Raw genomic sequence first — 25,970 nt, forward strand, 5'->3', positions numbered from 1 at the left:
GGTTCCTCGCCCCCCCCGCCCCCCTCCCACCCCCCCCCCCCCCCGGGGGGGGTGGTTATGGGGGGGCGGGGCCTCGGCGGTCGTGGCCATCCGCTTAGGCCGAACCCCCTCACCCTAACCCTCTCCCCGCCGGGGAGAGGGAATGGTAGGGCGCCCTTGTGACGAATGCAGACATCCTCGCCGACAAGGTCGCCCGCGCGATGCTCGCCGCCGAGGGCACCGGCCCGGCCTGGGGCATCGAGATCGAGGAGGCGCGCGAGGGCTATGCCCGCATCCGCATGGCGCTCCGCCCCGACATGCTCAACGGCCACGGCATCGCGCATGGCGGCATGGTCTTCGCGCTCGCCGACACCGCCTTCGCTTATGCCTGCAACAGTCGCGACGTCCGCACCGTCGCCGCCCAGGCGGGGATCGTCTTCCTCGATGCGGCGCGCGAAGGAGAGATGCTCGTCGCGGAGGCGCAGGAGACGGCGCTGGTCGGCCGCTCGGGCGTTTGCAACGTCAGCGTGCGCACGGCGGACGGCCGCGCCATCGCCGAATTCACCGGTTTCTCGCGCAGCCTCGGCGGCAGCGTGCTTGGAGAGCAGAGCGATTGACTTTTCTTTCGTCATGCCAGCGAAGGCTGGCATCCATGCGGAGTCGGAATGGACCCCAGCCTACGCTGGGGTGACGGGACTGAGTTCGAGGAAGACCGATGACCGAAGCCTTTATCTGCGACGCGATCCGCACCCCGATCGGCCGCTATGGCGGCAGCCTGTCGTCCGTCCGCGCCGACGATCTGGCCGCGATCCCGATACGCGCGCTAAAGGACCGCAATCCCGGCGTCGACTGGGCCGAGCTCGACGATGTCATCCACGGTTGCGCCAACCAGGCCGGCGAGGACAATCGCAACCTCGCCCGCATGGCGGGGCTGCTCGCCGGCCTCCCCGACACATCGGGCGGCGTGACCCTCAACCGCCTCTGCGGCTCGGGCATGGACGCGGTGGCGATGGCGGCGCGGGTGATCCGCGGCGCGGAGGCGGACATGATCGTCGCCGGCGGCTCGGAGAGCATGAGCCGCGCCCCCTTCGTGATGGCCAAGGCGACCTCGGCCTTCGATCGCAATGCCGAGATGTACGACACCACGATCGGCTGGCGCTTCGTCAATCCGAAGATGCGCGATGCTTATGGCGACGACACGATGCCGAGCACGGCCGAGAATGTCGCGCAGGACTTCCAGATTTCGCGCGACGACCAGGATCTGTTCGCCGTCCGCAGCCAGGCCAAGGCCGCCGCGGCGCAGGCGAGCGGCCGCTTCGATGCCGAGATCGTTTCGGTGGAAATCCCGCAGCGCAGGGGCGAACCGATCGTCATCAGCCGCGACGAGCATCCGCGCGAGACAAGCGTGGAGGCGCTGGCCAAGCTCAAACCCATTGTCCGCCCCGGCGGCACCGTCACCGCCGGCAACGCCTCGGGCGTCAACGACGGCGCCGCGGCGATGATCGTCGCAACGGAAAAAGCGGCGAAGCGCAACGGCCTCACCCCCCGCGCCCGCTTTCTCGGCGGCGCCGTCGCCGGCGTGCCGCCGCGGATCATGGGCATCGGCCCCGCGCCCGCCTCGCGGAAATTGCTCCAGCGCCTCGGCCTCACCGTCGAGCAGATGGACGTGATCGAGCTCAACGAAGCCTTCGCAGCCCAGGGCCTCGCCGTCCTCCGCCAGCTCGGCGTCCCCGACGACGCGCCGCACGTAAACCCCAACGGCGGCGCTATCGCGCTCGGCCACCCGCTCGGCATGTCCGGCGCCCGCCTCGTGCTCACCGCCACCGAGGAGCTGCACCGCAAGGGCGGCCGCTACGCGCTCTGCACGATGTGCATCGGCGTCGGGCAGGGCATCGCGATGGTGGTGGAGCGGGTCTAGCGCGCCTTCGCGAACTGCTTCTGCGCGTCGCGGCCGATCCAGCGCGCGGTCTTGTCCGTGGACGCCGCCAGTCGGTCCGCTATCTCCCGCGCCGCGGCCTGAAGCGCCGGGCTCTTGCGGTGCCCGATCGAGCGGAGCGCCCAGCTCACGCCTTTCTTGACGAAATTGCGCTCGTCGGTTGCCGCCGCCTCGATCAACTTCAGGCGTTCGAGAAACGGCGCGTCGGGCGCTTTCTTGTCGTGCAGCGCGAGGCTGGCGAGCAAGGCGAAGGCGCTGCGCCTGACGAACTCGGCCGGATCGTCCGCCCAGGCATCGACCATCACGAAGGCGTGCGGGCTCTTGTCGAACAGCGCCCAGCAGAGCGTGTCGCAGGTCGCCCAATTGTCGAAGCCGCGCGCCCAGCCGTCCATTTCGGCCGGCGTCAGCCGCGTCGGCTCGGCGACATAGGCGACGAGCAGCCTCGCCTCGTAGACCCGCGTCTGCCACAGCGCCTCGGCCAGATCACGATCGCGGCCGAATTGCTTGCCGACCTTCTGGATACCGGCCATCGGCACGCCGATCACGCGCTCGCTCGTCTCGATCCCGTAGCGCGACAGCCCGTCGCGGATGCGCGCCTCCGCCAGTGCCTCCAGCGCCGCCAGCGCTTCGGCGACCCGCGTCACATCTCGCGCTTCAATTTGTGCAGGATGATCGCGTTGCCGTCCGGGTCCTTGACGATCGCCATGTGGCAGACCGGGCTCTCGATCCCCTCGGCCGCGAACGCCACGCTCTTCGCCTTCAGCTCCGCGACCGTCGCATCGAGATCGTCGACCTCGAAGGCGATCGTCCCGCCCGCGCTGGCGCTCGGATCGTTCGGCGTCACCGTCGTGATGGCGAGGCAGCCGCCGCCCGGCAGGTCGAACTCGACCCACGGGCTTTGCGCGCCGTACGTGCTGGGCGGCAGGCCGAGCGTTTCCTCATAGAACGTGCGAGCGACGGTCATGTCCTTGACCGGATACATGGTGAAGGCGACTTTCCGGAGCATCGGTTTTCTCCCTGATCTCGGCGTCGATCATTGTCATTGCGAGCGAAGCGAAGCAATCCAGCGGCTCGGACGTTCATGGGATGGATTGCTTCGTTCCCCGGCTTTCGCCGGAGCCCTCACATGACGGAACGGGGCGCGAATTCGTTGACCGATCGGTCGATTAATGGTAGGAGGCGGCATGTACACGACCGAGATGCAGAAGACGGCTAAGGTCGTCTCCACCGAGGATCCGGAAAAGCTCGCCGCCTTCGAGGCGCGAGTCGCGGCGGACGAGTTCATCGAGCCGAAGGACTGGATGCCGGAGGCCTATCGCCGCACGCTCACCCGCCAGATCAGCCAGCACGCGCATAGCGAGATCGTCGGCATGCTTCCCGAAGGCAACTGGATCAGCCGCGCGCCGTCGCTGCGCCGCAAGGCGATCCTGCTCGCCAAGGTGCAGGACGAGGCGGGGCACGGCCTCTACCTCTATTCGGCCGCCGAGACACTGGGGACGAGCCGCGAGGAGATGATCGAGGCGCTCCATTCGGGCAAGGCCAAGTACAGTACGATCTTCAACTATCCGACGCTCACCTGGGCGGACATCGGCGCGATCGGCTGGCTGGTCGACGGCGCCGCGATCATGAACCAGGTGCCGCTGCAGCGCACCTCCTACGGGCCCTACGCCCGCGCCATGGTCCGGGTCTGCAAGGAGGAGAGTTTCCACCAGCGCCAGGGCTATGAGATCATGATGCATCTCGCCGCCGGCACGAGCGAGCAGAAGCGGATGGCGCAGGATGCGCTCAACCGCTGGTGGTGGCCGTCGCTGATGATGTTCGGCCCGACCGACGACAATTCGCCCAACACCGCCCAGTCGATGCGCTGGCGGATCAAGCGCGACACCAATGACGAGCTCCGCCAGAAGTTCGTCGACATCACCAAGCCGCAGGCCGACGCGATCGGCCTCACTGTGCCGGACCCGGACCTCCGGTGGAACGAGGAAAAGGACGGCTATGATTTCGGCGAGGTCGACTGGGACGAATTCTACGCCGTGGTGAAGGGCGAGGGCCCCGTCGCGAAGGAGCGGATGAAGGCCCGCCGCGACGCCTGGGAGCAGAATGCCTGGGTCCGCGAGGCCGCCGCGGCTTATGCGGAGAAGCAGGCGCGGAGGGAAGCGGCATGAAATCCTCTCCTGAAAGGGGAGGGGGACCATGCGAAGCATGGTGGAGGGGTGTCAGCGTCCGAGCCTCGTCCGCGACCGCTGACACCCTTCCGTCGCGCTTCGCGCGCCACCTTCCCTCAAAGGGAAGGATTTGAAGATGAAAGATTGGCCGCTCTGGGAGGTGTTCGTCCGCGCCAAGGGCGGCATGGCGCACCGCCATGTCGGCTCGGTCCACGCGCCCGATCCGGAGATCGCCCTCCGCCACGCCCGCGACACCTATACGCGGAGGATGGAGGGCGTGAGCCTCTGGGTCGTGCCCTCGGCGCGCATCGTCGCGTCCGATCCGGCCGACGACGGGCCGATGTTCGAACCGGCGGAGGACAAGATCTACCGCCACCCGACCTTCTACGACATTCCTGACGACGTGAAGCATATATGAGGCGGACAGGCATTGCTGTCCTCCCTGTCGCGAAGCGATGGGGAGGGGGACCACCCGAAGGGTGGTGGAGGGGCCAGCCGCCGCCGAGCCCCTCCACCGTGCTTCGCACGGTCCCCCTCCCCACGAGCTTCGCTCGCAGGGAGGATTGCTGCTGATGGCTTCCCTCCCTCCTATCGACCTGCCCGCCGACGCGACCGGCGAAGGTGCGTTCGATGCGCCCGCGACGGATGAGCATCGGGCGATCCGCTTCGACACCCTGCTGCGCCTCGGCGACGATAGCCTGATCCTCGGCCAGCGGCTCGGCGAATGGTGCGGCCATGCGCCGAGCGTCGAGGTCGATCTCAGCCTCGCCAACATGGGCCTCGATCTGATCGGCCAGGCGACGCACTTTCTGAACGCCGCCGGCGCGGTCGAGGGCAGGGGCCGCGACGGCGACGCGCTCGCCTTCCATCGCGACGTGCTCGATTTCCGCAATTGCTGGCTGGTCGAGCAGCCCAATGGCGATTTCGCCCAGACGATGGCGCGGCAGTTCCTCTTCTCGACATGGCAGGAGATGCTGTTCGCGCACCTCACCGCCTCGCGCGAGTCGCGGATCGCCGAGGTCGCCGCCAAGGCGGTGAAGGAAGTGCGCTATCATGCCGAGCTCGCCGCCGAATGGGTGATCCGCCTCGGCGACGGCACCGAGGAGAGCCGCCGCCGGATGGTCGATGGGCTCGACTGGATGTGGCGCTTCATCCCGGAGCTGTTCGAGATGGACGCGATCGCGACCGAGGTGGCAGAGCGCGGCATCGGCGCCGATGTCTCGCTCTTCCGCGCCGACTATCACGCCCGCATCCGCGCCGTGCTCGCCGAAGCGACCTTGGAAGCGCCGAAGAACCAGCGGCCGATCCTCGGCGGCCGCCGTGGCCATCATGGCGAGCATCTCGGCCACCTCCTCGCGGTGATGCAGTATCTCCCGCACACCTATCCGGACGCGACATGGTGATGGCCACGGGAACTCGAACAAAAAAATCCCTCCCCCTTGATGGGGGAGGGCAGGGTGGGGGTGAACGTCTCCGCCCGAACGGCGAGCCTCGAAAGTTCACCCCACCCCAACCCCACCCCATCAAGGGGAGGGGAGAAGAAGCGGCCATCCGTGACGTTCTCGAAAGCGTTCCCGACCCCGAGATTCCCGTCGTCTCCGTCGTCGATCTCGGCATCGTCCGCGACGTCCGCCCGGACCGGGTGACGATCACGCCCACCTACACCGGCTGCCCGGCCACCCAGGTGATCGAACGCGACATCCATGCCGCTCTCGACGCGGCCGGCTTTCGCGATGTCGCGATCGAGACAATGCTGTCGCCGCCCTGGACCACTGACTGGATCACCGAGAGCGGCAAGGCGAAGCTCCATGCCTACGGCATCGCGCCGCCGAGCCGCGCGGCGACCGCGACCTGCCCGCAATGCGGCTCGGCCGACACCGAGGAATTGAGCCGCTTCGGCTCCACGCCCTGCAAGGCGCAGTGGCGCTGCCGGTCGTGCCTGGAGCCGTTCGACCGGTTCAAGTGCCACTAGGGTCCCGTGAGCGTCGGCTTCCACACTTTGACGGTCGCCGAAGTGGTCGACGAGACGAGCGAGGCCCGCTCGATCCGCTTCGCCGTGCCGGAGGAACTGCGCGAGACCTTCAGGTTCAAACCCGGCCAGCATCTGACGCTCAAGGCCGATGTTGCTGGCGAGGAACTGCGCCGCAATTATTCGCTCTGCGTCGCGCCGCAGGACGATCAGGTGATGGTGACCGTGAAGCGGATCGCCGGCGGCGCCTTCTCGAACTGGGCCAACGACAATCTGAAGCCCGGCGACCGGGTCGAGGTGATGCCGCCGCACGGCTCTTTCACCTGGGACTTCGTGCCGGGCGCGGCGAACCACTATGTCGGATTTGCCGGCGGTTCGGGCATTACGCCGGTCATATCGCTGCTGAAGACCGCGCTTTTGACCGAGAAAGAGAGTCGATTCACGCTCTTCTACGGCAATCGCGACAGCGGCTCGATCATCTTTCTGGAAGCGCTCGCTAGCCTCAAGAACCGTTTCATGGATCGGCTGCAAGTCTATCATTTCCTTGCCGAAGAGGCGGAGGAATTCGCGCTGTTCAACGGCATGCTCGATCGCCCCAAATGCGACGAGATCCTCGACAGGCTGATCGACGGGGATGTTCGTGGGGATGTTGCCGCCTTCTTCATCTGCGGCCCCGGCCCGATGATGGACTCGGCCGAGGAGGCGCTGAAGGCGAGTGGCGTCCCGTCCGACAAGATCCATCTCGAGCGCTTCACCGCCGACCGGCCGCCCGAGGCCCTTCAGGCCCAGCTCGCCGAGCTGTCGCGCGACGCCGCCGGGCTCTCGATGCTGGTCACGCTGGACGGCCGCAAGCGTCGCGTCGCCTTCGACACCGCCGCCGGCAACATTCTCGACAGCGCCCGCGCCGCCGGCCTGCCCGCGCCTTTCGCCTGCAAGGCCGGTGTGTGCGCCACGTGCCGGGCGCGAGTCGTCTCCGGCGAGGTCGAGATGGCGGCGCGCTACGGCCTTACCGACGACGAGGTCGCGTCAGGTTATGTGCTGACCTGCCAGTCGGTGCCGAAAGGCGAGGGCGTCGAGCTCGACTACGACGCCTGAGGCGCAAGCCCGCGCAGCATCAGATCGACCACCCGCATGCCCAGCGCTTCGGGCATTACCGGCCCGGCCGGATCGAACCAGGTGTGGGTCCAGTTGATCATCCCGAAGAAGAGCATCGCATTGACCCGTGCGTCATGCGGCGCGGCGATCTCGCCCAGGATCGACTCGGTCATCGCGATCACCCGGCGCTGCTTCGCCACCACGTCGTCGCGGGCGGCCGGCGACAGATTGTCGAGCTCGTTCAGCAGCACTTTGTGACGGTCCTGCGCGCCGACATAGAGGCGCATGAACGACATGGTGAGGGTCCGGAGTTTCGCATCCGGCGTGCCGCCCTCTGCCGCGACTTCCGCCGCCTCCACGAGCGCGTCGAGATGCTCGGCCATTACCGCGTGGAGGATGTCGTCCTTGCTCGGGAAATAATGGTAGATGAGCGACTTGGACGTGCCGCCCGCCTTGGCGAGATCGGCCACCGAGGCGCCCTGGAAGCCGCGCCTGGCATAGAGCGACGCCGCCGCATCGACGATCCCGGCGCGGCGCCGGTCGTAATCGGGAGACTGGGGGCGGGCCATGGCCCGACCATAAGCCGAGAGCGTCGCTTCGGCTACCGTCGCTGATAGCTGTATTGCGCTCCACCGCGCCGGCTCTCGTCGAACGCGATCACCGCCCGGGTCACGTTCTGCATCAGCGCCATCCGCGTTTGCAGCGCCGTCGCCGTCCGGCCGATCATCACCGCCACCGCATAATGGCGGCCGTCGGGCGAGGTCAGGATGCCGATGTCGTTATAGCCGGCCTGCGTCCCGCCCAGCACTTGGCCGGTGCCGGTCTTGTGCGCGATTCGCCAACCCGGGGCGAGGCCGCCGGTCAGCCGCTGCGGGCCGGTGCGGGTCTGCGACATGATCGACAGCATCCGCTCGGTCGATCGCGGCGACAGCAATTCGCCGCGCCGCAGGCGGGCGAGGGCATCGACGATCCCGTCCGGCGTGGCGCCGTCGATCGGGTCGGCGATGTAATTTTCGAAAGCGGCCCGGCGCACCGGCGCCGGCACCTGCGCGCGTGCCGCGTGGAAGCCGTTGCCGATGCTGAAGCTCGGCCGCCATTCCATGCCGGCGATCCGGCTCTGCATGATCCGCTCGCCGGGGCCGAAGCGGATGCCCTCGATCCGGTGGCGGGCGAGCGTCGCGCGCACCGCCGTCGGCCCGCCCGCGGCGCGGAGGATCGCGTCGTTGCAGGTGTTGTCGCTCTGCGTCAGCGCCCGGAACAGGAGGTTGCCGAGCGTCGTCGTATAGCCGCCGGCGCCGACCTCCGCCGCGACCGGCTGGTGGAACAGGGTCAGATCCTCGCGCCGGATCGTCACCGGCTGGTCGAGGCTCAGCACCCCGGCGTCGACCGCGTTGAACGCGGTGAGCGCGACCCAGAATTTGCTGACGCTCTGCTGCGGGAAGAAGCGGCGGCCGTTCCAGCTCGTCGACCAGTCGCTGTCGACCTCGCGCACCGCGATGCCGACCTCGCCGTCGAAGGCGCGGCCAAGCTCGCGCACGCGCGCCTCCAGCGTCCGGTACGAGACCTCGTCGCCGCGCGCATCCTGACGATAGGGTGCTTCGTCCGGCGCGGCGTTGGACAGGGCGCCGAACAGCGTCAACCCCGCCACCATCAAAGCCTTGAACGTCCGCCCGCTCGACATTTCCACTCCCCGCTCCAACCCGGTGCGAGTCTTTTCCCACTGCGGCCTTTCCGTCAGCTTAAATTTTGTCCCGGCAAGACAAGGCGTTGCGCGGACGCGACAGACCGAATCGGATCAGAAGGTGAAGCGGGCTGTGATCCTGATGTCGCGGCCGGCGAGCGGTGCGAAATCCTTGAGCACGCTGGCATGGCGCCGCGCCGTCACGTCGAAAATATTGTTCGCCGAGAGGGTGATGCTGCTGCTGTTCGCCTCGCCGAACGGATGGACGGCGAGCGAGGCGTTGACCATCGTGTAGCCGGGCGTCGTCGTCTCGAACGCCGCGACCCGGTCCTGCGAAGTTACGTGTTCGACCTCGATCCGGCCATCGATCAGCCGCGACTGCGCCTCGAGGCCGACGAGCGCCCGGAAGGGCGGAATGAGTGGCGCCGGGCCGACACCGTCGATCGTTGCGCGGACATAATCCGCGACACCGTCCAGGTTGATCGTCGCGCCGCCGATCCGCGCCAGCCGCACCGATCCTTCGAGTTCGACGCCGAAATAACGCGCGTCGGCCTGGAGATACTGAAAGACCGGAAGATCATCGATGATCGCGCCGGTCGGCTGCTGGTAGATGTAATTGTCGAACCAGGTACCGAAGACGGAGGCGGCGAGGCTATAGCCGTTGCCCGACGCGCGCAGCGTCCCCTCCAGGCCCCAGCTGCGCTCCTTGGCAAAATCCGGATTGCCGATCTCGAACGCCTGCGTGCCGGCGTGCGGCCCGTTGGCGAACAATTCCTCGGACGAAGGCGCGCGCTGCGCGTGCGAGGCGTTGATGCCGAAGCGGATGCCCGGCGCGATCTGAACGCTGCCGCCGATCGAGCCGGAAATCGTATTGAACGAACGCGACAGATCGGGATTGCCGAGATCGACATCGGCATCGGCCCGCTGGCTGGTGTGTTCGTAACGTGCCCCGGCCTCGGCGCGGAAAGCGCCAAGATCGAACGTCTGCAGCGCGAACAGGCCGACTTGCGATGTCCGGTTCGCCGGGAGGAATTTCTCGTCGCCGTCGACGCTGAAGTCGCGATGGAAATATTGGACGCCGAAGCCGCCGCCCCAGCCGTTGCGGTTGGATTGCACCGCTTCCAGCCGGCCTTCGAAACCTTCGGTCAGGAAGGTGGTCGCGATGTCGCCGGTGTCCTCGATCTCGAAATGGCGATAGTCGGCATAACCGCCGCGGAAGCGGACGAGATCGATGAAACCGTCGCCGGCGTCGATCTCGGCCCGGCCGTCGATCCGGGTCTGGCGGATATCCAGAGTCGGCGCCTCCGCCTCGATCGCGGGATCGAGCGAGTAGCGGATCGGGATGCCGTAGCGATTGTCGTAGCGGCTGACTGAAAGCCCGACATTGTTCTGGCCGTCGATCCAGGCGAGGCCGCCGGCGATCTCCGACGCCTCGGACGCGCTGTTCGGCAGCCGGTCGCGCAGGTCGGCGAGCGCCTGGATGTCCGGGTCCGGGCTCGCCGCCGCCTGGGCGCGCAAGGCTGGCGTCAGCACGAAGCCGCCGACCCGCAGGTCCGACGTGCGGCTGTAATTGCCGTCGAGATGAAAAACGAAACCGCCGCCCAGTGGGACGTCGACGCCGGCATTGGCGGAGCGCTCGCTCGCGGCGCTGCCATAGGTCGCCAGGCCCTCGAAATGGATCGGCTCCTCCGGCACGCGGCGCGGGATGCGCGCATCGATCACATTGACGACGCCGCCGATCGCCGATGAGCCGAACAGGAGCACCGTCGGGCCGCGCAGCACCTCGATTCGCTCCGCGGTCAGCGGATTGATCGCCACCGCATGGTCGACGCTGGTCGCCGAGGCGTCGAAGCTGCCGATGCCGTCGGTGAGGACGCGGATCCGGTCGCCCTGGAAGCCGCGCAGCACCGGACGTGAGGCGCTGGGGCCGAAGGAGGTGGCGGAGACGCCGGCCTGGCGGGCCAGCGTGTCGCCGATGTTCGGCCGAAGCTCGCGGGTCAGCTCCTCGCCGCTCACCACCGAAACGCCCGAGAGGATGTCCGCCCGGCTGCGCGCGAAGCCGGTGACGACGATCTCCTGCTCCGCACCGGCATGCGGGTCGCCGCCGTGCCGCGCGTCGCGCGGCGGCGCCGGCTGCGGCTGGGCGAGGGCGGGAATGGGAAGCAGCGCGGCGAGCGCGCTCGTCGTCAGAAGTCGTCGCAGCAAGGGTCACCTCGGGGTCGGATCGCCGCTCCGCTACCATAATGTGATGATATAACAAGCGTGGAATGTTAGATCATCGCCTTTGCGGCACGGCTGAACGACAATTTGCGACACTTTTGTCCGCTCTCGACACACTGGCGCGACAGGGCGCATGCTAGGGTCTGCTTGGAGTATCGGGAGAGGATTCCATGAGCAGGACTATTTTCATTGCCGGCGGCGCCGGGATCGCAGTCATCGCCGCGGCTGCGGGAATCGCCATCGCACAGCCGGGCACGCCGGAAGGGCCGCGCGCCGGCCGTGACGTCACCCGCCAGGAGGTCATCACCCGGGTCGACGAGCGCTTCACCCAGATGGACGCCAATCGCGACGGCCGGGTGACGCCGGACGAGCGCCGCGCCGCCCGCGAGCGCCGCCGCGCCGAAATGGCGGACCGGATGTTCGATCGGATCGACGCCAACCGCGACGGCTCGATCAGCCGCGAGGAGATGCGCGAAGGCCGGATGCAGCGCGGCCGGCGCGGCATGCGGATGGCGGGGCCGGGCGGGCCCGGCGGCCCCGGCGCCGAAGGCCCGGGCGGCTATCGGGAACGCGGCCCCGGCATGCGCGGCCCGCGCGGCATGGGCGCGCGTGAGGTCACCCGCGAGGAAATGCGCGAGCGCGCGCTGGCCCGGTTCGACCGGATGGACGCCAATCGCGACGGCACGCTGACCATGGAGGAACGGCGTCAGGCGCGCGACGCCCGGCGCGAACGGATGCGGATGCGGCGCGAGGAATCCTGAGGCGAAGCGCGACAACGGCCTTGAAGGGCGGCTCGCTCGAGCCGCTCCTTTTTCTTGGCCGTGATTGCCCGGCCGACGAGCTTGATCTTTATTAAGCCATTTCTGGTCTGATCATGACATGATCGTCATGCCGAATCGGGGGTCGGTGCGGGGGACGTGACCTGGCCTATTACAGGCTCTACATTCTGAGCGGATCGGAAGGCCGCTTCGTCGGCTTCGAGGAAATCGAGGCGGCCGACGACGTTGATGCGGCGCGCCAGGCCGAGGGGCATATCGGCGCACAGCCGCTCGAATTGTGGTGCGGCAAGCGCAGGGTGAAGAGCTTCGCGCCCGTCGGAGATTCGGCCTGAGGCTAGGCTAGGCGCCGGAACCGGTCCCGTCGGCCGGGATTCTGAGCCGCGCGATCAGTCCGCCTTCCGGCCGGTTCTCCAGCTCCAGTTCGCCGCCATGCGCCTGCGCCGCCGCGCGGGCGAGGGTGAGGCCGAGACCGGACCCGCCGGTCTCCCGGCTGCGCGACGGCTCGACCCGGTAGAAGGGCTCCAGCACCTTGCCGAGCTCCGTCTCGGCGATGCCCGGTCCCGAATCGATCACTTCGATCAGCCGGTCTTCGCCGTCCGCGCGAACCGCGACCCGGGTCGCGCCGGCATAGGCCACGGCATTGGCGACGAGGTTGCGCACGGCGCGGCGCAGCAGGCGGGGCTGCACCCGCGCCGATCCGCTCGCGCCCTCGACCAGGCTGACATCCTTGCCCAGCGCGCGATATTCTTCGACCACCGTGTCGGCGAGCGCGGCGAGGTCCACGGCGCGCACCTCCTCGACGGCGCGGCCGGAGCGGGCGAGGGCGAGCGTGTCGTCCAGCATCGCCGCCATTTCCTCGATCGTCGCGATCATCGCGGCGCGGTCCTCCGCCGGCTCGACGCTCTCGGCCCGGATGCGCAGCGAGGCGAGCGGCGTGCGCAGATCGTGGCCGATCGCGCCCAGCATCCGGTCCTTCTCGTCCAGCATCGCGCCGGCTCGCGCGCTCATCGCATTGAAGGCGAGGATCGCGCGGTTGACGTCGGCCGGCCCGCCCGGCTCGACCCGCGGCGCCTCGCCGCGGCCGTGAAATCGTCCCGCCGCGGCGGCCAGCTCGCGCAACGGCCGCGCCAGCCGCCGCGTCACCCAGATCATCGCCGCCAGCACGATGAGATAAGTGAGCAAGGTGGCAACGAGCGGCCGGGCGATCGCCCAGGGATTGGGCCGCGGCGCGATCATCCGGCCGGTCAGCCGGGTTCCGTCGGCGAACTGGATGGAAAGGACCAGGGTGCGCAGCCGCCGCCGCCGGCTGTCCAGCCGCTCAAGCTCCTCGGCGGGAAGGCGCGCCCGCAAGTCCGCCGGCCCGGCCGGGACATCCTCGACAATGGCGGCGCGCGCATCGCGCATCGTCAGCCCGTTGGCCAGCGCCGCCTCGCGCAGCCGGTCGAGCAAGGCCTCGTCGCCGCCGGCCGGGACGGGGCTTTCGCGGTCGATGGTGAACCGGCCGCGCCGTCCCCGCCGGGGCAGCAGATCGGCGCGCTCGGCGGGCTGCGCCTCGGCCAGCCGCTGGGCGATCAGCACGAAGCGCGCGACCGGCGGCCCTTCCAGCTGGGCGCGGGTCAGCCGCTGCCGCTCGGTGAAGATCAGGGTGAAGTTGATCGCCTGGGCGACGAGCAAAGCCCCGGCCATCACCAGTGCGATCTGGCCGATCAGGCTTTTCGGCAGCAGGCGGCGGAGGCGCTCCCTCACAGTCGCCTCACCTCCGCCGCGAGCATATAGCCGCCGCCCCAGACCGTCTTGATCAGCTTCGGATCGGCCGGGTTCGCCTCGATCTTCTTCCTGAGGCGGCTGATATGATTGTCGACGCTGCGCTCGAACGCCGCCAGCTCGCGCCCCTGGCTCAGATCGAGCAACTGGTCGCGACTCAGCACGCGGCGGGGATGGGTGACCAGCGCGTAAAGCAGATTATACTCCCCCGTCGAAAGCGGGATCGCGACGCCGCTTTCGTCATGCAGCTCGCGCTCGCCGGTCTTGAGCAGCCAGGGGCCGAAGGCGAAAGCCTCGTCGCCCGGCGGCCGCAGCCGCGTCTCGCGGTCGCCGCCACGGCGCAGGACCGCCTTGATCCGTGCGAGCAGCTCGCGTGGGCTGAAAGGCTTGGTGACATAATCGTCGGCACCGAGTTCCAGTCCGACGACGCGGTCGGTCTCTTCGGCGCGGGCGGTGAGCATGATCACCGGCGTCGGTCCGGTCGCACGGATATGGCCGATCAGCGACAGCCCGTCCTCGCCCGGCATCATGATGTCGAGCAGGACCAGGTCGATCGCATAAGCGGCGAGCGCCTGCCGCGCGACGGCGGCGTTCTCCGCCTTGGTCACGCGCAGCCCGTTGCGGGTGAGGTAGGCCGCGAGCGGGTCGCGGATGTCGCGCTGATCGTCGACCAGAAGGATATGAGGATCGTCCATCGCCCGCTTTCTATGCGCGGGGCGTGCGAACGCGCCAGTCGGCGCTTGTCGCTTTTTGTCGCCGATTGTCTCGCCTGGCGTGAGGCCGCATAGAAAGGCGATGGACGCCGCCGCCTCAGCCAGGGACGCCTTGTCGCGCGGCGACCTGATCGGCGCCTATGACGCCAGCGTCGCCGCGATCCAGGCGGGCGACGAATCGAGCGAGATCCGTCACCTGCAGATCCTCGCTCTGGCGCGGATGGGCGACACCGAGCGGGCAATGGGCCTGTTCGGTGCCTATGGCCTCGACCAGTCCGCCGACCCGCACGAGCGCGCGATCGGCGCTCGGCTGCTCAAGGACCGCGCGCTGTCGCTGAAGGAAGGCGAGGCGCGAACGGGCGCGCTGGAGGCGGCATTCGAAGCCTATCACGCCATCTATCTGGCGAGCGGCGACGCCTTTCCCGGCATCAACGCGGCAACACTTGCGCTGCTAGCCGGGCGCGAGGAGTGCACCCACGATCTCGCCACCGCCTTGCTGCAAGATTCGGCGGTGGCGGCCGCCGCGGATTATTACAGCGCGGTCACGCGGGCCGAAGCGCTGCTGATCCTCGAGCGGGAAACGGAGATGACGGCGCAGCTGCGCGAGGAACCGGTCCGCGACTGCAAGGATTTCGGCGCCCGTTCCTCGACCTTGCGGCAGCTGGCGATGATCGCGAGCCACCGCGGCCTCGGCGAGGATGCGATCCACGATATGCTCGCGCCGCTCGCGCCACCGCGCATCGCGTTCGTCTGCGGCCACATCTTCCACGCCGATCCGGAGGCGGAAAGCGCGCTGGAGGCGGAGATCGCCCGCGTTCTGCACGAAGAGCAGGTCGGCTTCGTCTATGGCGCGCTCGCCGCCGGTGCCGACATATTGTTCGCCGAGGCGGCGCTGGCGCGCGGGCTGGAGCTGCACGTCGTCCTGCCCTTCGCCGAGGAGGATTTCATCGCCCAGTCGGTCGAGCCGGGTGGGGAGGGCTGGCTGGCGCGCTATCGGGAATGCCGCGATCGGGCGACCAGCGTCACCTTCGCCAGCGACATCGCCTATTTCGGCGACCCGGCCCAATATGGCTATGCCAGCCGGATGGCGATGGGCCTCGCCCGGCTGCGCGCCCACCATCTGCTCGCCGAGCCGGTCCAGATCGCGATCTGGGACGGGGTCGCTGCGAACGGCCCGGCCGGCACCGGCGCCGACGTCGAGGCTTGGCGCGAGCAGGAAGGGCGCACCATCGTCATCGACTCGGCCGGCGTCGATCGCCGGATCGAACGCCCCGAACCACGCATCCTCAGCCCTTACGAACGCGGCCTGGCGGCAATCCTGTTCACCGATTTCGCCGGCTTCTCGACCCTCGCCGAAACCGCGCTCCCCGCTTTCTGGGACGGCGTGATGCGCCGCGTCGCGGAGGTGCTCGATGCCCACCAAAGCGAGGTGGCCTGCCGCAACTCCTGGGGCGACGCGCTCTATGCGGTGATGCCGGAGGCGCCGGCGGCAGCGGCGGTCGCCCTCGACCTTCAGGACGCGCTCGCCACCTACGATTATGCCACGCTGGGGCTGGACGGCGAGGGCGGAATGCGGATCGGCGTTCACTATGGCCCGGCCTACCGCACCATCGATCATATCACCGACCGGATCACCTATTACGGCACCGAGGTGTCGAAGGCGGCGCGGATCGAGCCTGTGACGCCGCCCGGCGCGGTCTTCGTCACCGAGCCCTTCGCCGCCATCCTCGCGCTGGAGGCCGGCGGCGCCTTCGCCTGCCGTTATGTCGGCCGCATTCCGCTCGCCAAGAAATATGGCGATTACCGGATGTACCGGCTGACACGGGCCTGACGAGGAATGGTGAGCCCTGCTGGGATCGAACCAGCGACCTACTGATTAAAAGGCCGATGCGCGGTTATCAGGAATCCGCAGAATACCATTGTTTCATAGAGTTAGACTACCAGCCAGAGGGTCTGGAGAGCCGTTTTGGGACGTGGCGGCCAGGAAAACCCCACACTATCCCCACATTCATCGCCGAAACAGCACCGCTGCGATCAGGGCGACCAAAAGGATGACGATCCAGGTCAGGCGGGGATCAGGCGCTGGCATGGATGCTTGCCGCAGCAGAGGCTCCTTTGGCTCGGGATCATCAAGATATGCGTCTTCGTCCATCTCGGGGGCGGGCAGCACTTCGGTGCCGTGAACCACGGTCAGGGTGAGGCTCTTCAGGTGAACACCCTCATCATAGGGTATGTAAATTTCTTGATACATTCCCGGCACATCGAACGAATGTGCGATTGCCTCTTTGAAAAGCGGCGCGATCAAATTCAGGTGAAGCCGTGCATCCGGCTTGGCCAGCTCGGCCAGTATCCAGTCAAACTGATCTTGCGGAATGCTCGCGCCGCCATGGATAGCCTCGGGGTGATCTTCCCTATCATCGGCGGACGACCAGGCCGGCGCGTGGCGCAAGAATCCTTCCACCGCGCCGCTGTTATTGCCGCAGATCATGAAGGGGAACGCTCCCCTCAATGAGGCGGTGCCTTCTTCGCGGATTGAGCGAAGTCGGTCGCTTTCGTTGTCCAATTTTAGTCGAAGTTCCGTGCGGGGCGGGCGGGCATCGTGAAGATCGAACTGTTCGCGAGCCGGTGCCTTATCGGGGATCACCGATAGGGATGAGACGATGGACCACTGGCGCACCTCATACCGGAGATAGACGCTTCCAACCTTCACTTCGCTGGCTATGGGATGCTCGGCATCCACCGGCATGAAGCTACCGGATTCCGTGCGCGTATAAGTGCTGGGTTTGTCCGCCACATTCCCCCCGTTGCTTTGGTGAGCCGGACAGGGATCGAACCTGTGACCTGGTGATTAAAAGTCACCTGCTCTACCGACTGAGCTACCGGCCCACGACCGGCGAGATAGACGCGCATCGGGGGTTTGCACAAGGCGGCGACGAAAATCCCCAGCTTCCACCAGCGCGGAGTCATTTTGACTCATATAAGCCGCACAAAAGCCGAGACATTTTCTGAACCGCGCAACTGATGCGGACATTGCTCAGTCCGTTGGGCAGTAGAGACCGGCTGCGGAGTCAAATTTTCCCCGCATTTTCCCCACACAGAACCGCGTTCGCGCAGAAATAACCGATTCTGCACAACAAGTTAGAATCGTAGCGCGCCGCATTAAAAGCCAGTTGCTCTACCGACTGAGCTAAGGGCCCTCACGGGTTCGACCTATGTCCGGGCCAGGGCGCGGTCAACCGGGCGAGGAGTTGGCGGACGGTTGCGCCCGTCATGGGATCGCGCCAGTCCGGCGCGACCTCCGCCAAAGGCTGGAGCACGAAGCGGCGCTCGCGGAAGGCCGGGTGCGGAATGGTCGGCCCCGGACCGCCCCAGGCGCCGCCCGACCAGAGGATGATGTCGAGATCGAGCACCCGCGGCCCCCAGCGCCGCCCGCCGCGGCGGCCGAAGGCACGCTCCAGCGCCTTCAGCTCGGCGAGCATCTCGTCCGGTTCCAGCTGGCTTTCGACGATCGCGACCGCATTGGCGAAGGACCGTCCCGCCGGGCCGAGCGCCGGCGTGGCGCGGATCGCCGACGCGCGGACTGGCGTCAGCGCCGCCAGCGCCGTCCGCAACGTCGCCGCCGGCGATCCGTGCCGGCTACGCCGGTTCGAGCCGAGCGCGATCGCATATTCACTCAATCCGGCTTCCCTGAGCTTGTCGAAGGGCCTTCCTTACCTTTCGGCGGCGTAAGAGAAGGAGTGGACTTCGACAAGCTCAGCCAAGCCGGTAGGAAGAAGGTGATCAAGCTCATTCCCGCCGACCTGTCGCCGCTCCCAGACGCCGAAGCGCCGCGCGATTGCCCGCTCTGTCCGCGGCTCGTCGCGCTCAGGGAAGAGCTGCGCGATCGTCATCCCGATTGGTGGAACGCGCCGGTGCCGGCGTTCGGCGATCCGGGCGCCTGGCTCGCCATCGTCGGCCTCGCGCCCGGCCTGTGGGGCGCGAACCGCACCGGCCGGCCGTTCACCGGCGATCATGCCGGCCATCTGCTCTTCGCGACGCTGCTGCAGTCGGATCTCGCCGAAGGCTGCTACGAGGAACGCCCCGACGATGGCCTGCGCCTCAACGGCTGCATCATCCTCAATTCGGTCAAATGCCTGCCGCCCCGGAACAAGCCGCTGCCGGCCGAGGTCGCGAGCTGCCGTCGGTATCTTGAGGCGGCCTTAATGCGGTTGCCAAACGTCCGCGTGCTGGTCGCTCTCGGTCGCATCGCCCACGACAATGCCGTCCGCGTCGCGGGCGGGAGGCTCGCCGATCACGCCTTTGTCCACCTCGCCGAGCATAGCCTGCCGGATGGCCGCACCCTGATCGATAGCTATCATTGCTCGCGCTACAACCAGAATACCGGCCGCCTCACGGCGGAGATGTTCGAAGCGGTCTTCGCGCGCGCGATTGAGCTGAGGAGTTGAAGATGGAGCTTTATGCGATCTGGCGGCGGCGGAGCGGCGGCTGGCTGGACGGCCAGCCGTTGGAGGCGCAGGAAGACTGGGCGGGCCACGCCGCCTTCATGATGGCGGGAGTCGAGGACGGCAGGGTACGCCTCGCCGGACCCGTCGACGACAAAGGCGCCTTGATCGTCGTGCGCGCCGAGAGCCCGGAAGCGGTCGAGGCCTGGCTGGCGGGCGATCCCTGGACCCGCTCCGGTCTGCTGGTCACCGAACGGATCGGCCGCTGGCAATTAAGGATCGGATCGCTGCCTTAGATGTCGTCGGTCAGCCGCCCGTAAAGGTCGGGTCGCCGGTCCCTGAAGAAACCGAATGCCGCCCGGTGTCGCTTCGCCGCCTCAAGATCGATCGTCGCGGTGATCACGCCTGTTTCGGCCGCGCCGAGCTCGGCCTGGATGTCGCCGCGCTCGTCGCAGATGAAGCTGTGGCCGTAGAAGGTCTGGCCGCATTCCGTACCGATCCGGTTGGCCGCCACGACCGGCACGACGTTCGACACCGCATGGCCGATCATCGCCCGCCGCCAAAGCCGCGACGTGTCGAGGCCGGAATCGTGCGGCTCATCGCCGATCGCGGTCGGGTAGAAGAGAATATCCGCGCCCATCAGCATCAATGAGCGCGCCGTCTCCGGATACCATTGGTCCCAGCAGATACCGACGCCCAGCGTCGCGGGCTTGGTCGGCCAGACCTTGAAGCCCGTATTGCCGGGGCGGAAATAGAATTTCTCCTGATAGCCCGGCCCGTCCGGGATGTGGCTCTTGCGATAGACGCCCAGGATCGCGCCATGATCGTCGATCATCGCCAGGCTGTTGTAATGGTGCGGCCCGTCCGCCTCGAAAAAGCTGCATGGAATGGTGATCGAAAGCTCCGCGGCGAGCGCCTGCATCGCCTTGACCGCCGGATGCTCGGCCGCCGGCTTGGCGTTGGCGAACAGCGCCTCGTCCTGCGTCCGGCAGAAATAGAGACCTTCGAACAGCTCCGGCGGCAACACCACCTTCGCGCCCTTGCCGGCGGCCTCGCGCACCAGCTCGGAGACATTGCGGATGTTCGCGTCGACGTCGTCGGTGAAGGCGAGCTGGAGCGCGGCGACATTGAGCTTGGTCATCTCGGCACCTGCTGGCTGATGCAATGGAAGCTGCCGCCGCCGGTCAGGATATGGTCGGCGCGGTAGCCTTCGACATGGCGACCGGGGAACAGCTTCGCAATGGCCGCCACCGCCGCGTCGTCGTTCGCCGCGCCGTAGATCGGCACCGCGACGGCGGCGTTGCCGATATAGAAGTTCATGTAGGAGGCGGGGATGATCTCGCCGTCGCGCTCGATGCGGCCGGGCGAGGGCAGGGGCGTCGCCTCAAGCCCGAACGTCTCCGCCCGCGCCCGGGCGTCTTCATAAACCGCTGCATTCGGATCATCGTTCGTTGGCGTCGGGATCGCCAGCACGCCTTCGGCGACGAAGCGCGCCAAATTGTCGACATGGCCGTCGGTATGGTCGTTGAGCAGGCCGTCGCCGAGCCAGAGCACGCGATCAATCCCCAATTCCGCACGCAGTCGCGCTTCGACATCCGCCTTGCTCATCGCCGGATTGCGATTGGGATTGAGCAGGCATTGCTCGGTGGCGAGGGCGAGGCCGGTGCCGTCGACGTCGATCGCGCCGCCCTCCAGCACCCAATCATACGCCGCGGCATCGAGATCGATCGTCTCGGCAAGCCTCAGGCCGATCGTGTCGTCGCCCTCCAGCTCATATTTGCCGCCCCAGCCGTTGAAGCGGAATCGTGCGGCCCGCCGATCACCCGCGCCGGTCAGGATGATGGGCCCGGTGTCGCGCAGCCAGATGTCGCCGAACGGTTCCTGGATCACGGTCGCGAACGGCGCCAGCGCCTTCGCCGCCTCGACCGAATCCGGATCGGCCGCGACCAGCCGCACCTCTTCGCCCTTGCCACCGGCATGGACGATCCGCGCGAAGGCCGCGACCTCCGCCCGCGCCGGCTCGAGATCATCCTCCCAGAGGTCGGCATGGCTCGGAAAGCCGATCCAGACCGCTTCGTGCGGCGCCCATTCGGCCGGCTGGCGGAAGATCATCGCCTTTGGTCGGCGGTCCGGTCGCGGATGGCGCGGAACTCGTCGCCCTGGTTCCAGTTCGGCCATTCATTGCTCTCGGCCAGCTCGCGCCCGATCCGGTAGAAGATGCGCAATTCGCGCATCGCGCCCGACCAGTCCCAATTCTCGTCATATTCGTCGTCGGGGCCGTGATAGCGGTTGGCGCGATAGGTCTGGGCCCAGGCGCGGCCCGCCGTCCGTCCGCCATTGACGAGGTCGTCGCCGAGCTTGGCATAGATCATCGGCACGCCCAGCTTGGCGAGGCTGAACTGGTCGGAACGGAAATAATAGCCGGCCTCGGGCGAAGGCTCGGACGGGCTCAGCGTCAGCCCTTCCGCCTGCACCGCGCGACCCAGCCAGGCGTCGAGCTCCGACTTGCCCGCGCCCACCGCGTAGAAATCGCGCGCGTCGCCGTGCATCGTCAGGCTGTCGATGTTGAGCCCGCCGGCGGTCCGGGCGAGCGGATAGATCGGATTGGCGGCATAATAAGCCGAGCCCAGCAGCCCGGATTCCTCCGCCGTCACCGCCAGGAAGATCTGGCTGCGCGCCGTCCGCCCGGCCCGAGCCTGCGCCTCGGCCAGCGCCACCAGCGCGGCCGTGCCGCTCGCATTGTCCACCGCCCCGTTGCAGATGCGGTCCTCGCCGGTCTCGCGGCAGATTCCAAGATGGTCCCAATGCGCGGTGTTGAGCACATATTCGTTCGCCCGCGTCGTGCCCGGAAGGATACCGATCACGTTTCGCGACATCGCCTCGCGCAGCGCATTGTCGAAGCCGAGGCTGACGCGCAGGCCGAGCGGCACGGGCCGGAAGCCGCGCTGCTGCGCCGCCCGGGTCAGCGCGTCGAGGTCCTGTCCCGCCGCCGCCAGCAGCCGTCGCGCCGCTTCGTTGGTCAGCCAGCCGTTCGCCGCGGTCTGGTTCGCGCCGTTATCGGCCGATCGCATGTAGAGCTGCGGCCCGGTCCAGCTGTTCTCGACGACGTTCCAGCCATAAGAGGCCGGGGCCGTGTCGTGGACGATCATGGCCGCCGCGGCGCCCTGCCGCGCCGCTTCCTCGAACTTGTAGGTCCAGCGGCCATAATAGGTCATCGCCCGGCCGCCGAAGATTCCCTCCATCCCGGCCGCGTTCCAGTCGGCGTCGTTGACCAGGATGATCACGGTGCGGCCGCGCACGTCGAGCCCGGCATAATCGTTCCAGCCGCGCTCCGGCGCGTTGATGCCGTAGCCGACGAAGACGACCTCGGAGTCACGGACGTCGATCCGTGGTTGCGCTCGATAGGAGGCGGCGACGAAATCGGTGCGATAGTTGAGGGTGATCGGCGCGCCGCGGCCGCCCGTGACCTGAAGCTGTGGATTGCCCTGGAGGGTGATCTCGACCAGCGGCACGTCCTGATACCAGGCGCCATTGTTGCCCGGCCGCAGCCCTGCCCGCTGAAATTCGCGTGCGATCGCCTCGACCGTCCGGGTTTCGCCCGGCGTACCGGGCGCGCGGCCTTCGAATGCATCTGAGGAAAGCTCGCGCGTGACGCGCTGCACCGTGTCCAGCGAAATCTGAGGCTGCGCGGCGCGCTGCTGCGCTGTCGCGCTGGCGGTGGCGAACAGGGTCAGAAAAGCAATCAGGATCGCACGCATCGTCAGTCTCCGGGCCGCCCACCGGTGGCGCTTCTGGCACCAAGCCCGCTGCCGCGCAACCTTGCGCGCGGACCCTCAGGCTGGCATGAACAGCACCGCCAAGACGTTGAAACCGGGGGGATTAATCGTGAAGCGCTTCGCCGCTGCATTGCTCGCGCTCGCCGCTTTTCCAGCTCACGGCCAGGTCGATCCCGCAGTCGCGTTCGGCGCGCGCGAGAATGTCGAATTCATCGCCTTGTCGCCGGACGGCCAACGCGTCGCTTACGGCATTCCACGAGACGGCCGAGGGTCGCGCGTTATGGTTCTGGAGATCGGCCAGAACCAGCCGCGTGCCGTGACGAGCACCGAAAGCGACGGCGAACGGATCAGACGCTGCGACTGGGTTTCGAATCGACGTCTGCTGTGCAGTCTCCATAGTCTCGCCGGTGGCGCGGGCATGGTGGCGAGCGGCATCCGGCTCGTCGCCTTCGACGTAGACGGTTCGAACGTGCGGTCGCTCGCGTCGCTGGGCCTCTGGAGCGATCGGGTGGTTGATTGGCTGCCGGATCGTGAGGACGAGGTTCTTTTGCTACTTAGCGGGCGCCGTGGTTACCCCTTCGTATCTCGCGTCGACACGCGCAGCGGACGGCAGACTTATGTTGACAGTGCGAGCACGACCCCGATCGATTTTCTTGCCGACGGACACGGTCGCATCCGCATCATGCGCGTGCAGGAGGTGCGCGGAACGGATCGCGCCGGGCGCATCGTCCGAAGCTATTACCGCACCGCCCAGTCCGACGCTTGGGTGCCGCTGGGAGAATATAACCAGCTGAGTGACCGCGGGCCGTGGCCTTTGTCGGTCGATGGCGACCAAGTCTATGTAATGGAGCAAAATTCCGATGGACGTCGGACAGTTTATCGGATGGCGTTGGACGGCAGCCAGCGGCGCGATCTTACCGCCGAAAACCCGCGGGTGGACATTGAGGACGTCATCCGCCTCGGCCGTCGAGGCCGCGTGATCGGGGTCACCTACGCGACCGAGCGCCGCCAAGCGACATATTTCGACGAGAGCCTAAGCCGCACTGCTCAACAGCTTTCCCGCGCATTGCCGGGGACGCCGCTCATCGATTTCATCGGCGCATCGGATGACGAAGCCCGGCTGTTGATCCGCGCAGGCAGCGACGTTGATCCGGGGACTTATTATGTCCTCGACCGAGCCACGCGGAGCCTCACGCGGTTGATGCGCGGCCGCCCCGAGCTTGACGACGTGCGGCTCGCGAACGTCCGCGCGATCACCTACAGGGCCGCAGACGGCACCGAGGTGCCGGGCTATCTGACGCTGCCGACTGGACGCCCCGAACGCGGACTTCCCGCGATCGTGATGCCGCATGGCGGACCGAGCGCACGCGATGTCTGGGGCTTCGACTGGCTGGCGCAATATTTCGCGGCGCGCGGCTTTGTGGTCCTGCAACCCAATTTCCGCGGCTCCTCGGGCTACGGCTATCAGTGGTTCCAGACGAACGGCTTCCAGTCATGGCGAACGGCGGTAGGGGACATCAACGACGCCGCTCGCTGGCTTGTGAGAGAAGGGATCGCCGATCCGCAGCGGCTGGCGGTCTTCGGCTGGTCCTATGGCGGCTATGCGGCATTGCAATCCGGCGTCGTCGAGCCGGGCCTGTTCCACGCCATTGTCGCTATCGCTCCGGTGACGGATCTTGCTCAAGCGCGTGACGAATATCGCTGGTCATGGAGCAGCGCGAACGTCCGCGACTTCTTCGGGGCAGGTCCACACATCGTCGAAGGATCGCCGGCTCGTCAGGCGAGCCACATCAACGTGCCTGTGCTGTTGTTCCACGGCACGCTCGATCTCAACGTCCGCATCCAGCAATCGCGTGCAATGCGCGATCGGCTGCGCGATGCCGGTCGGACGGTCGAGTTGGTCGAGTTTCCCGCGCTCGATCATTACTTGATGGACAGTAGCGCCCGCGCCCAGCTGCTGCAGCGAAGCGACGCCTTCATTCGCCAGGCGCTCGGCATCCAGCCATAAGAAAAGGGCGGCCGCGAAGGGCCGCACTTTCGTTCAACCGGAAGCCCGGATCAGCGCGAGTAGAACTCGACGACCAGGTTCGGCTCCATGCGGACCGGATAGGGCACCTCGTCCAGCGTCGGCACGCGGGTGTAGGTCACCTTGGCGGCGCCGTCGGGCGCGACATATTCGGGGATGTCGCGCTCGGCGAGGCTCTGCGCCTCCATCACCAGCGCCATCTCCTGCGCCTTGGAGCCCAACGTGATCTCGTCGCCGACATCGACCCGGCGCGAGGCGATGTTGCACTTCACCCCGTTGACCCGGATGTGGCCGTGGCTGACCAGCTGGCGCGCGGCCCAGATCGTCGGCGCGAACTTGGCGCGATAGACGACCATGTCCAGCCGACGCTCGAGCAGGCCGATCAGATTCTGGCCGGTGTCGCCCTTCATCTTGGCGGCGTCGGTGTAGGCGCGCTTGAATTGCTTTTCGGTGACGTCGCCGTAATAGCCCTTCAGCTTCTGCTTGGCGCGCAGCTGGATGCCGAAATCCGACATCTTGCCCTTGCGGCGCTGACCATGCTGGCCGGGGCCATATTCGCGCTTGTTGACCGGGCTCTTGGGGCGTCCGAAGACGTTTTCGCCCATCCGGCGGTCGAGCTTGTACTTGGCGCTTGAGCGCTTCGACATGATGATACTCCAATTTGCTTCTGTCAGGTTCCCTGGAACCGCACCGCCGGACCATGCTGCCCGGCGCGGCCACCGCTTCACCAGGGGTGCGGGGCCAATTGCGAAGGCGGGCGTCTGACGGCGTGGAGCGGAAAAGTCAACCGCCGCGGGTCTTTGAGCCCGGTCGCCGACCTTCGGCAAGCGCGCGGATCATGCCGCGCATCGCCTGCACCTCGCGCACCGACCAGCCTGCCTTCGTGAGGATGGTGCGGATCGTGTTCCTGGTCGCCGGGGTGCGGTCCGGCGGATGAAAATAGTCGGCCGCCTCCAGCGCCGCATAGACCTGCTGGACCAGCCCTTCGAGATGCCCGTGCCCGGCGCGAGGCTCCGCTTCGTCGCCGAGCGTGGGAACGGCAAGCGTCTCATGCTTCGACCATTCATAGGCGAGCAGCATCACCGCCTGGGCGAGATTCAATGAGCGGAACTCGGGATTGACCGGCACGGTGACGATCTTGCCGGCGATCGCGACCTCGTCCGTCTCCAGCCCTGATCGCTCCGCCCCGAACAGGATCGCGGACGGGCCATGGTTCGCATGGATCTCCCGCGCCGCCTCCTCGGGCGAGACGATCGGCACGACCAGCCCGCGCTTCCGCACCGTCGTCGCATAGACGAACGGACAATCCGCCACCGCTTCGGCCACGCTTTCGAACACCCGGGCCCGTTCCAGCACGATATCCGCCCCCGATGCCGCCGGCCCGGCGCCCGGATTGGGCCACCCGTCGCGCGGCGCGACAAGCCG

Annotated in this window: 26 protein-coding genes and 1 tRNA gene; 12 read left to right on the plus strand and 15 right to left on the minus strand. The window is 67.4% G+C overall.

Annotated features, from left to right (window positions below; genetic code table 11):
* The first annotated feature begins 158 nt into the window (after window positions 1-158).
* Both paaI and pcaF read left to right on the plus strand, forming a co-directional pair.
* Window positions 159-596: a hydroxyphenylacetyl-CoA thioesterase PaaI gene (gene paaI / locus ACT4N3_RS09245; RefSeq protein ID WP_444854930.1), complete on the plus strand. Its 438-nt coding sequence runs from the start codon at window positions 159-161 to the stop codon at window positions 594-596.
* A 98-nt stretch (window positions 597-694) separates the two neighbouring features.
* A complete protein-coding gene (gene pcaF / locus ACT4N3_RS09250; RefSeq protein ID WP_444854931.1) occupies window positions 695-1,897 on the plus strand; it encodes a 3-oxoadipyl-CoA thiolase in 1,203 nt (400 codons plus the stop codon).
* Here pcaF and ACT4N3_RS09255 read toward each other — a convergent pair.
* A complete protein-coding gene (locus tag ACT4N3_RS09255; protein WP_444854932.1) occupies window positions 1,894-2,559 on the minus strand; it encodes a DNA alkylation repair protein in 666 nt (221 codons plus the stop codon). The two genes, pcaF and ACT4N3_RS09255, sit on opposite strands and share 4 nt — an antisense overlap.
* Window positions 2,556-2,921 (minus strand): VOC family protein, encoded by a 366-nt coding sequence (locus tag ACT4N3_RS09260; protein ID WP_444854933.1) that lies wholly within the window; start codon window positions 2,919-2,921, stop codon window positions 2,556-2,558. The genes ACT4N3_RS09255 and ACT4N3_RS09260 overlap by 4 nt, the downstream gene beginning before the upstream one ends.
* A 178-nt stretch (window positions 2,922-3,099) precedes the next feature.
* On the opposite strand from ACT4N3_RS09260, the gene paaA reads away from it, so the two are divergent.
* From paaA to ACT4N3_RS09285, 5 genes are all read left to right on the plus strand, one after another.
* Window positions 3,100-4,080 (plus strand): 1,2-phenylacetyl-CoA epoxidase subunit PaaA, encoded by a 981-nt coding sequence (gene paaA / locus ACT4N3_RS09265; RefSeq protein ID WP_444854934.1) that lies wholly within the window; start codon window positions 3,100-3,102, stop codon window positions 4,078-4,080.
* Window positions 4,081-4,216: 136 nt separating this feature from the next.
* Window positions 4,217-4,498: a 1,2-phenylacetyl-CoA epoxidase subunit PaaB gene (gene paaB, locus ACT4N3_RS09270; RefSeq protein WP_444854935.1), complete on the plus strand. Its 282-nt coding sequence runs from the start codon at window positions 4,217-4,219 to the stop codon at window positions 4,496-4,498.
* A 154-nt stretch (window positions 4,499-4,652) separates the two neighbouring features.
* A complete protein-coding gene (gene paaC, locus ACT4N3_RS09275; protein ID WP_444854936.1) occupies window positions 4,653-5,483 on the plus strand; it encodes a 1,2-phenylacetyl-CoA epoxidase subunit PaaC in 831 nt (276 codons plus the stop codon).
* Complete coding sequence (paaD, locus tag ACT4N3_RS09280) at window positions 5,483-6,052, plus strand: 1,2-phenylacetyl-CoA epoxidase subunit PaaD (protein ID WP_444854954.1); 570 nt, start codon at window positions 5,483-5,485, stop codon at window positions 6,050-6,052. Before paaC ends, paaD begins: the two co-directional genes overlap by 1 nt.
* Window positions 6,053-6,058: 6 nt before the next feature.
* On the plus strand, window positions 6,059-7,144 hold the full coding sequence (locus ACT4N3_RS09285; RefSeq protein ID WP_444854937.1) for a 2Fe-2S iron-sulfur cluster-binding protein: 1,086 nt from the start codon (window positions 6,059-6,061) through the stop codon (window positions 7,142-7,144).
* Here the strand turns inward: ACT4N3_RS09285 and ACT4N3_RS09290 are convergent.
* The 3 genes from ACT4N3_RS09290 to ACT4N3_RS09300 form a co-directional block, all read right to left on the minus strand.
* Window positions 7,132-7,713 (minus strand): TetR/AcrR family transcriptional regulator, encoded by a 582-nt coding sequence (locus ACT4N3_RS09290; RefSeq protein ID WP_444854938.1) that lies wholly within the window; start codon window positions 7,711-7,713, stop codon window positions 7,132-7,134. The genes ACT4N3_RS09285 and ACT4N3_RS09290 overlap by 13 nt on opposite strands.
* Before the next feature lie 32 nt (window positions 7,714-7,745).
* A complete protein-coding gene (locus ACT4N3_RS09295; protein ID WP_444854939.1) occupies window positions 7,746-8,825 on the minus strand; it encodes a serine hydrolase in 1,080 nt (359 codons plus the stop codon).
* Between the two features lie 114 nt (window positions 8,826-8,939).
* Complete coding sequence (locus ACT4N3_RS09300) at window positions 8,940-11,030, minus strand: TonB-dependent receptor (RefSeq protein ID WP_444854940.1); 2,091 nt, start codon at window positions 11,028-11,030, stop codon at window positions 8,940-8,942.
* Between the two features lie 185 nt (window positions 11,031-11,215).
* Here ACT4N3_RS09300 and ACT4N3_RS09305 point away from each other — a divergent pair, with 185 nt between their 5' ends.
* The gene (locus tag ACT4N3_RS09305; protein ID WP_444854941.1) at window positions 11,216-11,806 is read left to right on the plus strand and encodes an EF-hand domain-containing protein; all 591 of its coding nucleotides are present in this window, start codon (window positions 11,216-11,218) and stop codon (window positions 11,804-11,806) included.
* Between the two features lie 357 nt (window positions 11,807-12,163).
* On the opposite strand, the gene ACT4N3_RS09310 is transcribed toward ACT4N3_RS09305, so the two are convergent.
* The gene (locus tag ACT4N3_RS09310; RefSeq protein WP_444854942.1) at window positions 12,164-13,570 is read right to left on the minus strand and encodes a sensor histidine kinase; all 1,407 of its coding nucleotides are present in this window, start codon (window positions 13,568-13,570) and stop codon (window positions 12,164-12,166) included.
* Window positions 13,567-14,283: a response regulator gene (locus ACT4N3_RS09315; protein WP_444854943.1), complete on the minus strand. Its 717-nt coding sequence runs from the start codon at window positions 14,281-14,283 to the stop codon at window positions 13,567-13,569. The genes ACT4N3_RS09310 and ACT4N3_RS09315 overlap by 4 nt, the downstream gene beginning before the upstream one ends.
* Window positions 14,284-14,383: 100 nt before the next feature.
* Between ACT4N3_RS09315 and ACT4N3_RS09320 the strand changes: the two genes are divergently transcribed.
* Window positions 14,384-16,132, plus strand: a complete 1,749-nt coding sequence (locus ACT4N3_RS09320) for a tetratricopeptide repeat-containing protein (RefSeq protein ID WP_444854944.1) — start codon at window positions 14,384-14,386, stop codon at window positions 16,130-16,132.
* A gap of 177 nt (window positions 16,133-16,309) precedes the next feature.
* On the opposite strand, the gene ACT4N3_RS09325 is transcribed toward ACT4N3_RS09320, so the two are convergent.
* The 3 genes from ACT4N3_RS09325 to folK form a co-directional block, all read right to left on the minus strand.
* Window positions 16,310-17,095 carry a hypothetical protein gene (locus tag ACT4N3_RS09325; RefSeq protein WP_444854945.1) on the minus strand — a complete coding sequence of 262 codons (786 nt, stop codon included), beginning with the start codon at window positions 17,093-17,095 and terminating at the stop codon, window positions 16,310-16,312.
* 16 nt (window positions 17,096-17,111) lie between these two features.
* Window positions 17,112-17,187: transfer RNA gene (locus ACT4N3_RS09330), tRNA-Lys, on the minus strand.
* A 311-nt stretch (window positions 17,188-17,498) separates the two neighbouring features.
* Window positions 17,499-17,978: a 2-amino-4-hydroxy-6-hydroxymethyldihydropteridine diphosphokinase gene (folK, locus tag ACT4N3_RS09335; protein ID WP_444854946.1), complete on the minus strand. Its 480-nt coding sequence runs from the start codon at window positions 17,976-17,978 to the stop codon at window positions 17,499-17,501.
* Window positions 17,979-18,089: 111 nt separating this feature from the next.
* Here folK and ACT4N3_RS09340 point away from each other — a divergent pair, with 111 nt between their 5' ends.
* Entirely contained in the window at window positions 18,090-18,746 is a 657-nt protein-coding gene (locus ACT4N3_RS09340) for a uracil-DNA glycosylase (RefSeq protein ID WP_444854955.1), read from the plus strand.
* 2 nt (window positions 18,747-18,748) lie between these two features.
* Window positions 18,749-19,039: a YciI family protein gene (locus ACT4N3_RS09345; RefSeq protein WP_444854947.1), complete on the plus strand. Its 291-nt coding sequence runs from the start codon at window positions 18,749-18,751 to the stop codon at window positions 19,037-19,039.
* Here the strand turns inward: ACT4N3_RS09345 and aguB are convergent.
* Genes aguB through ACT4N3_RS09360 form a run of 3 tightly spaced genes read right to left on the minus strand, consistent with a single transcriptional unit; the run spans window position 19,036 to window position 22,501 of the window.
* Complete coding sequence (gene aguB / locus ACT4N3_RS09350; RefSeq protein WP_444854948.1) at window positions 19,036-19,884, minus strand: N-carbamoylputrescine amidase; 849 nt, start codon at window positions 19,882-19,884, stop codon at window positions 19,036-19,038. The two genes, ACT4N3_RS09345 and aguB, sit on opposite strands and share 4 nt — an antisense overlap.
* On the minus strand, window positions 19,881-20,855 hold the full coding sequence (locus ACT4N3_RS09355; protein ID WP_444854949.1) for an agmatine deiminase family protein: 975 nt from the start codon (window positions 20,853-20,855) through the stop codon (window positions 19,881-19,883). Before ACT4N3_RS09355 ends, aguB begins: the two co-directional genes overlap by 4 nt.
* Window positions 20,852-22,501, minus strand: coding sequence for a M28 family peptidase (locus ACT4N3_RS09360; RefSeq protein ID WP_444854950.1), 1,650 nt, complete (start codon window positions 22,499-22,501; stop codon window positions 20,852-20,854). Before ACT4N3_RS09360 ends, ACT4N3_RS09355 begins: the two co-directional genes overlap by 4 nt.
* An 85-nt stretch (window positions 22,502-22,586) precedes the next feature.
* Between ACT4N3_RS09360 and ACT4N3_RS09365 the strand changes: the two genes are divergently transcribed.
* Window positions 22,587-24,527: an alpha/beta hydrolase family protein gene (locus ACT4N3_RS09365; RefSeq protein WP_444854951.1), complete on the plus strand. Its 1,941-nt coding sequence runs from the start codon at window positions 22,587-22,589 to the stop codon at window positions 24,525-24,527.
* Between the two features lie 50 nt (window positions 24,528-24,577).
* Here the strand turns inward: ACT4N3_RS09365 and rpsD are convergent, their stop codons facing one another.
* A complete protein-coding gene (rpsD, locus tag ACT4N3_RS09370; RefSeq protein ID WP_444854952.1) occupies window positions 24,578-25,192 on the minus strand; it encodes a 30S ribosomal protein S4 in 615 nt (204 codons plus the stop codon).
* A gap of 136 nt (window positions 25,193-25,328) precedes the next feature.
* The coding region (locus tag ACT4N3_RS09375; protein WP_444854953.1) for an RNA methyltransferase at window positions 25,329-25,970 on the minus strand (642 nt) is incomplete at its 5' end.

This window comes from Sphingosinicella sp., assembly GCF_052388015.1.
Lineage (GTDB): Bacteria > Pseudomonadota > Alphaproteobacteria > Sphingomonadales > Sphingomonadaceae > Allosphingosinicella.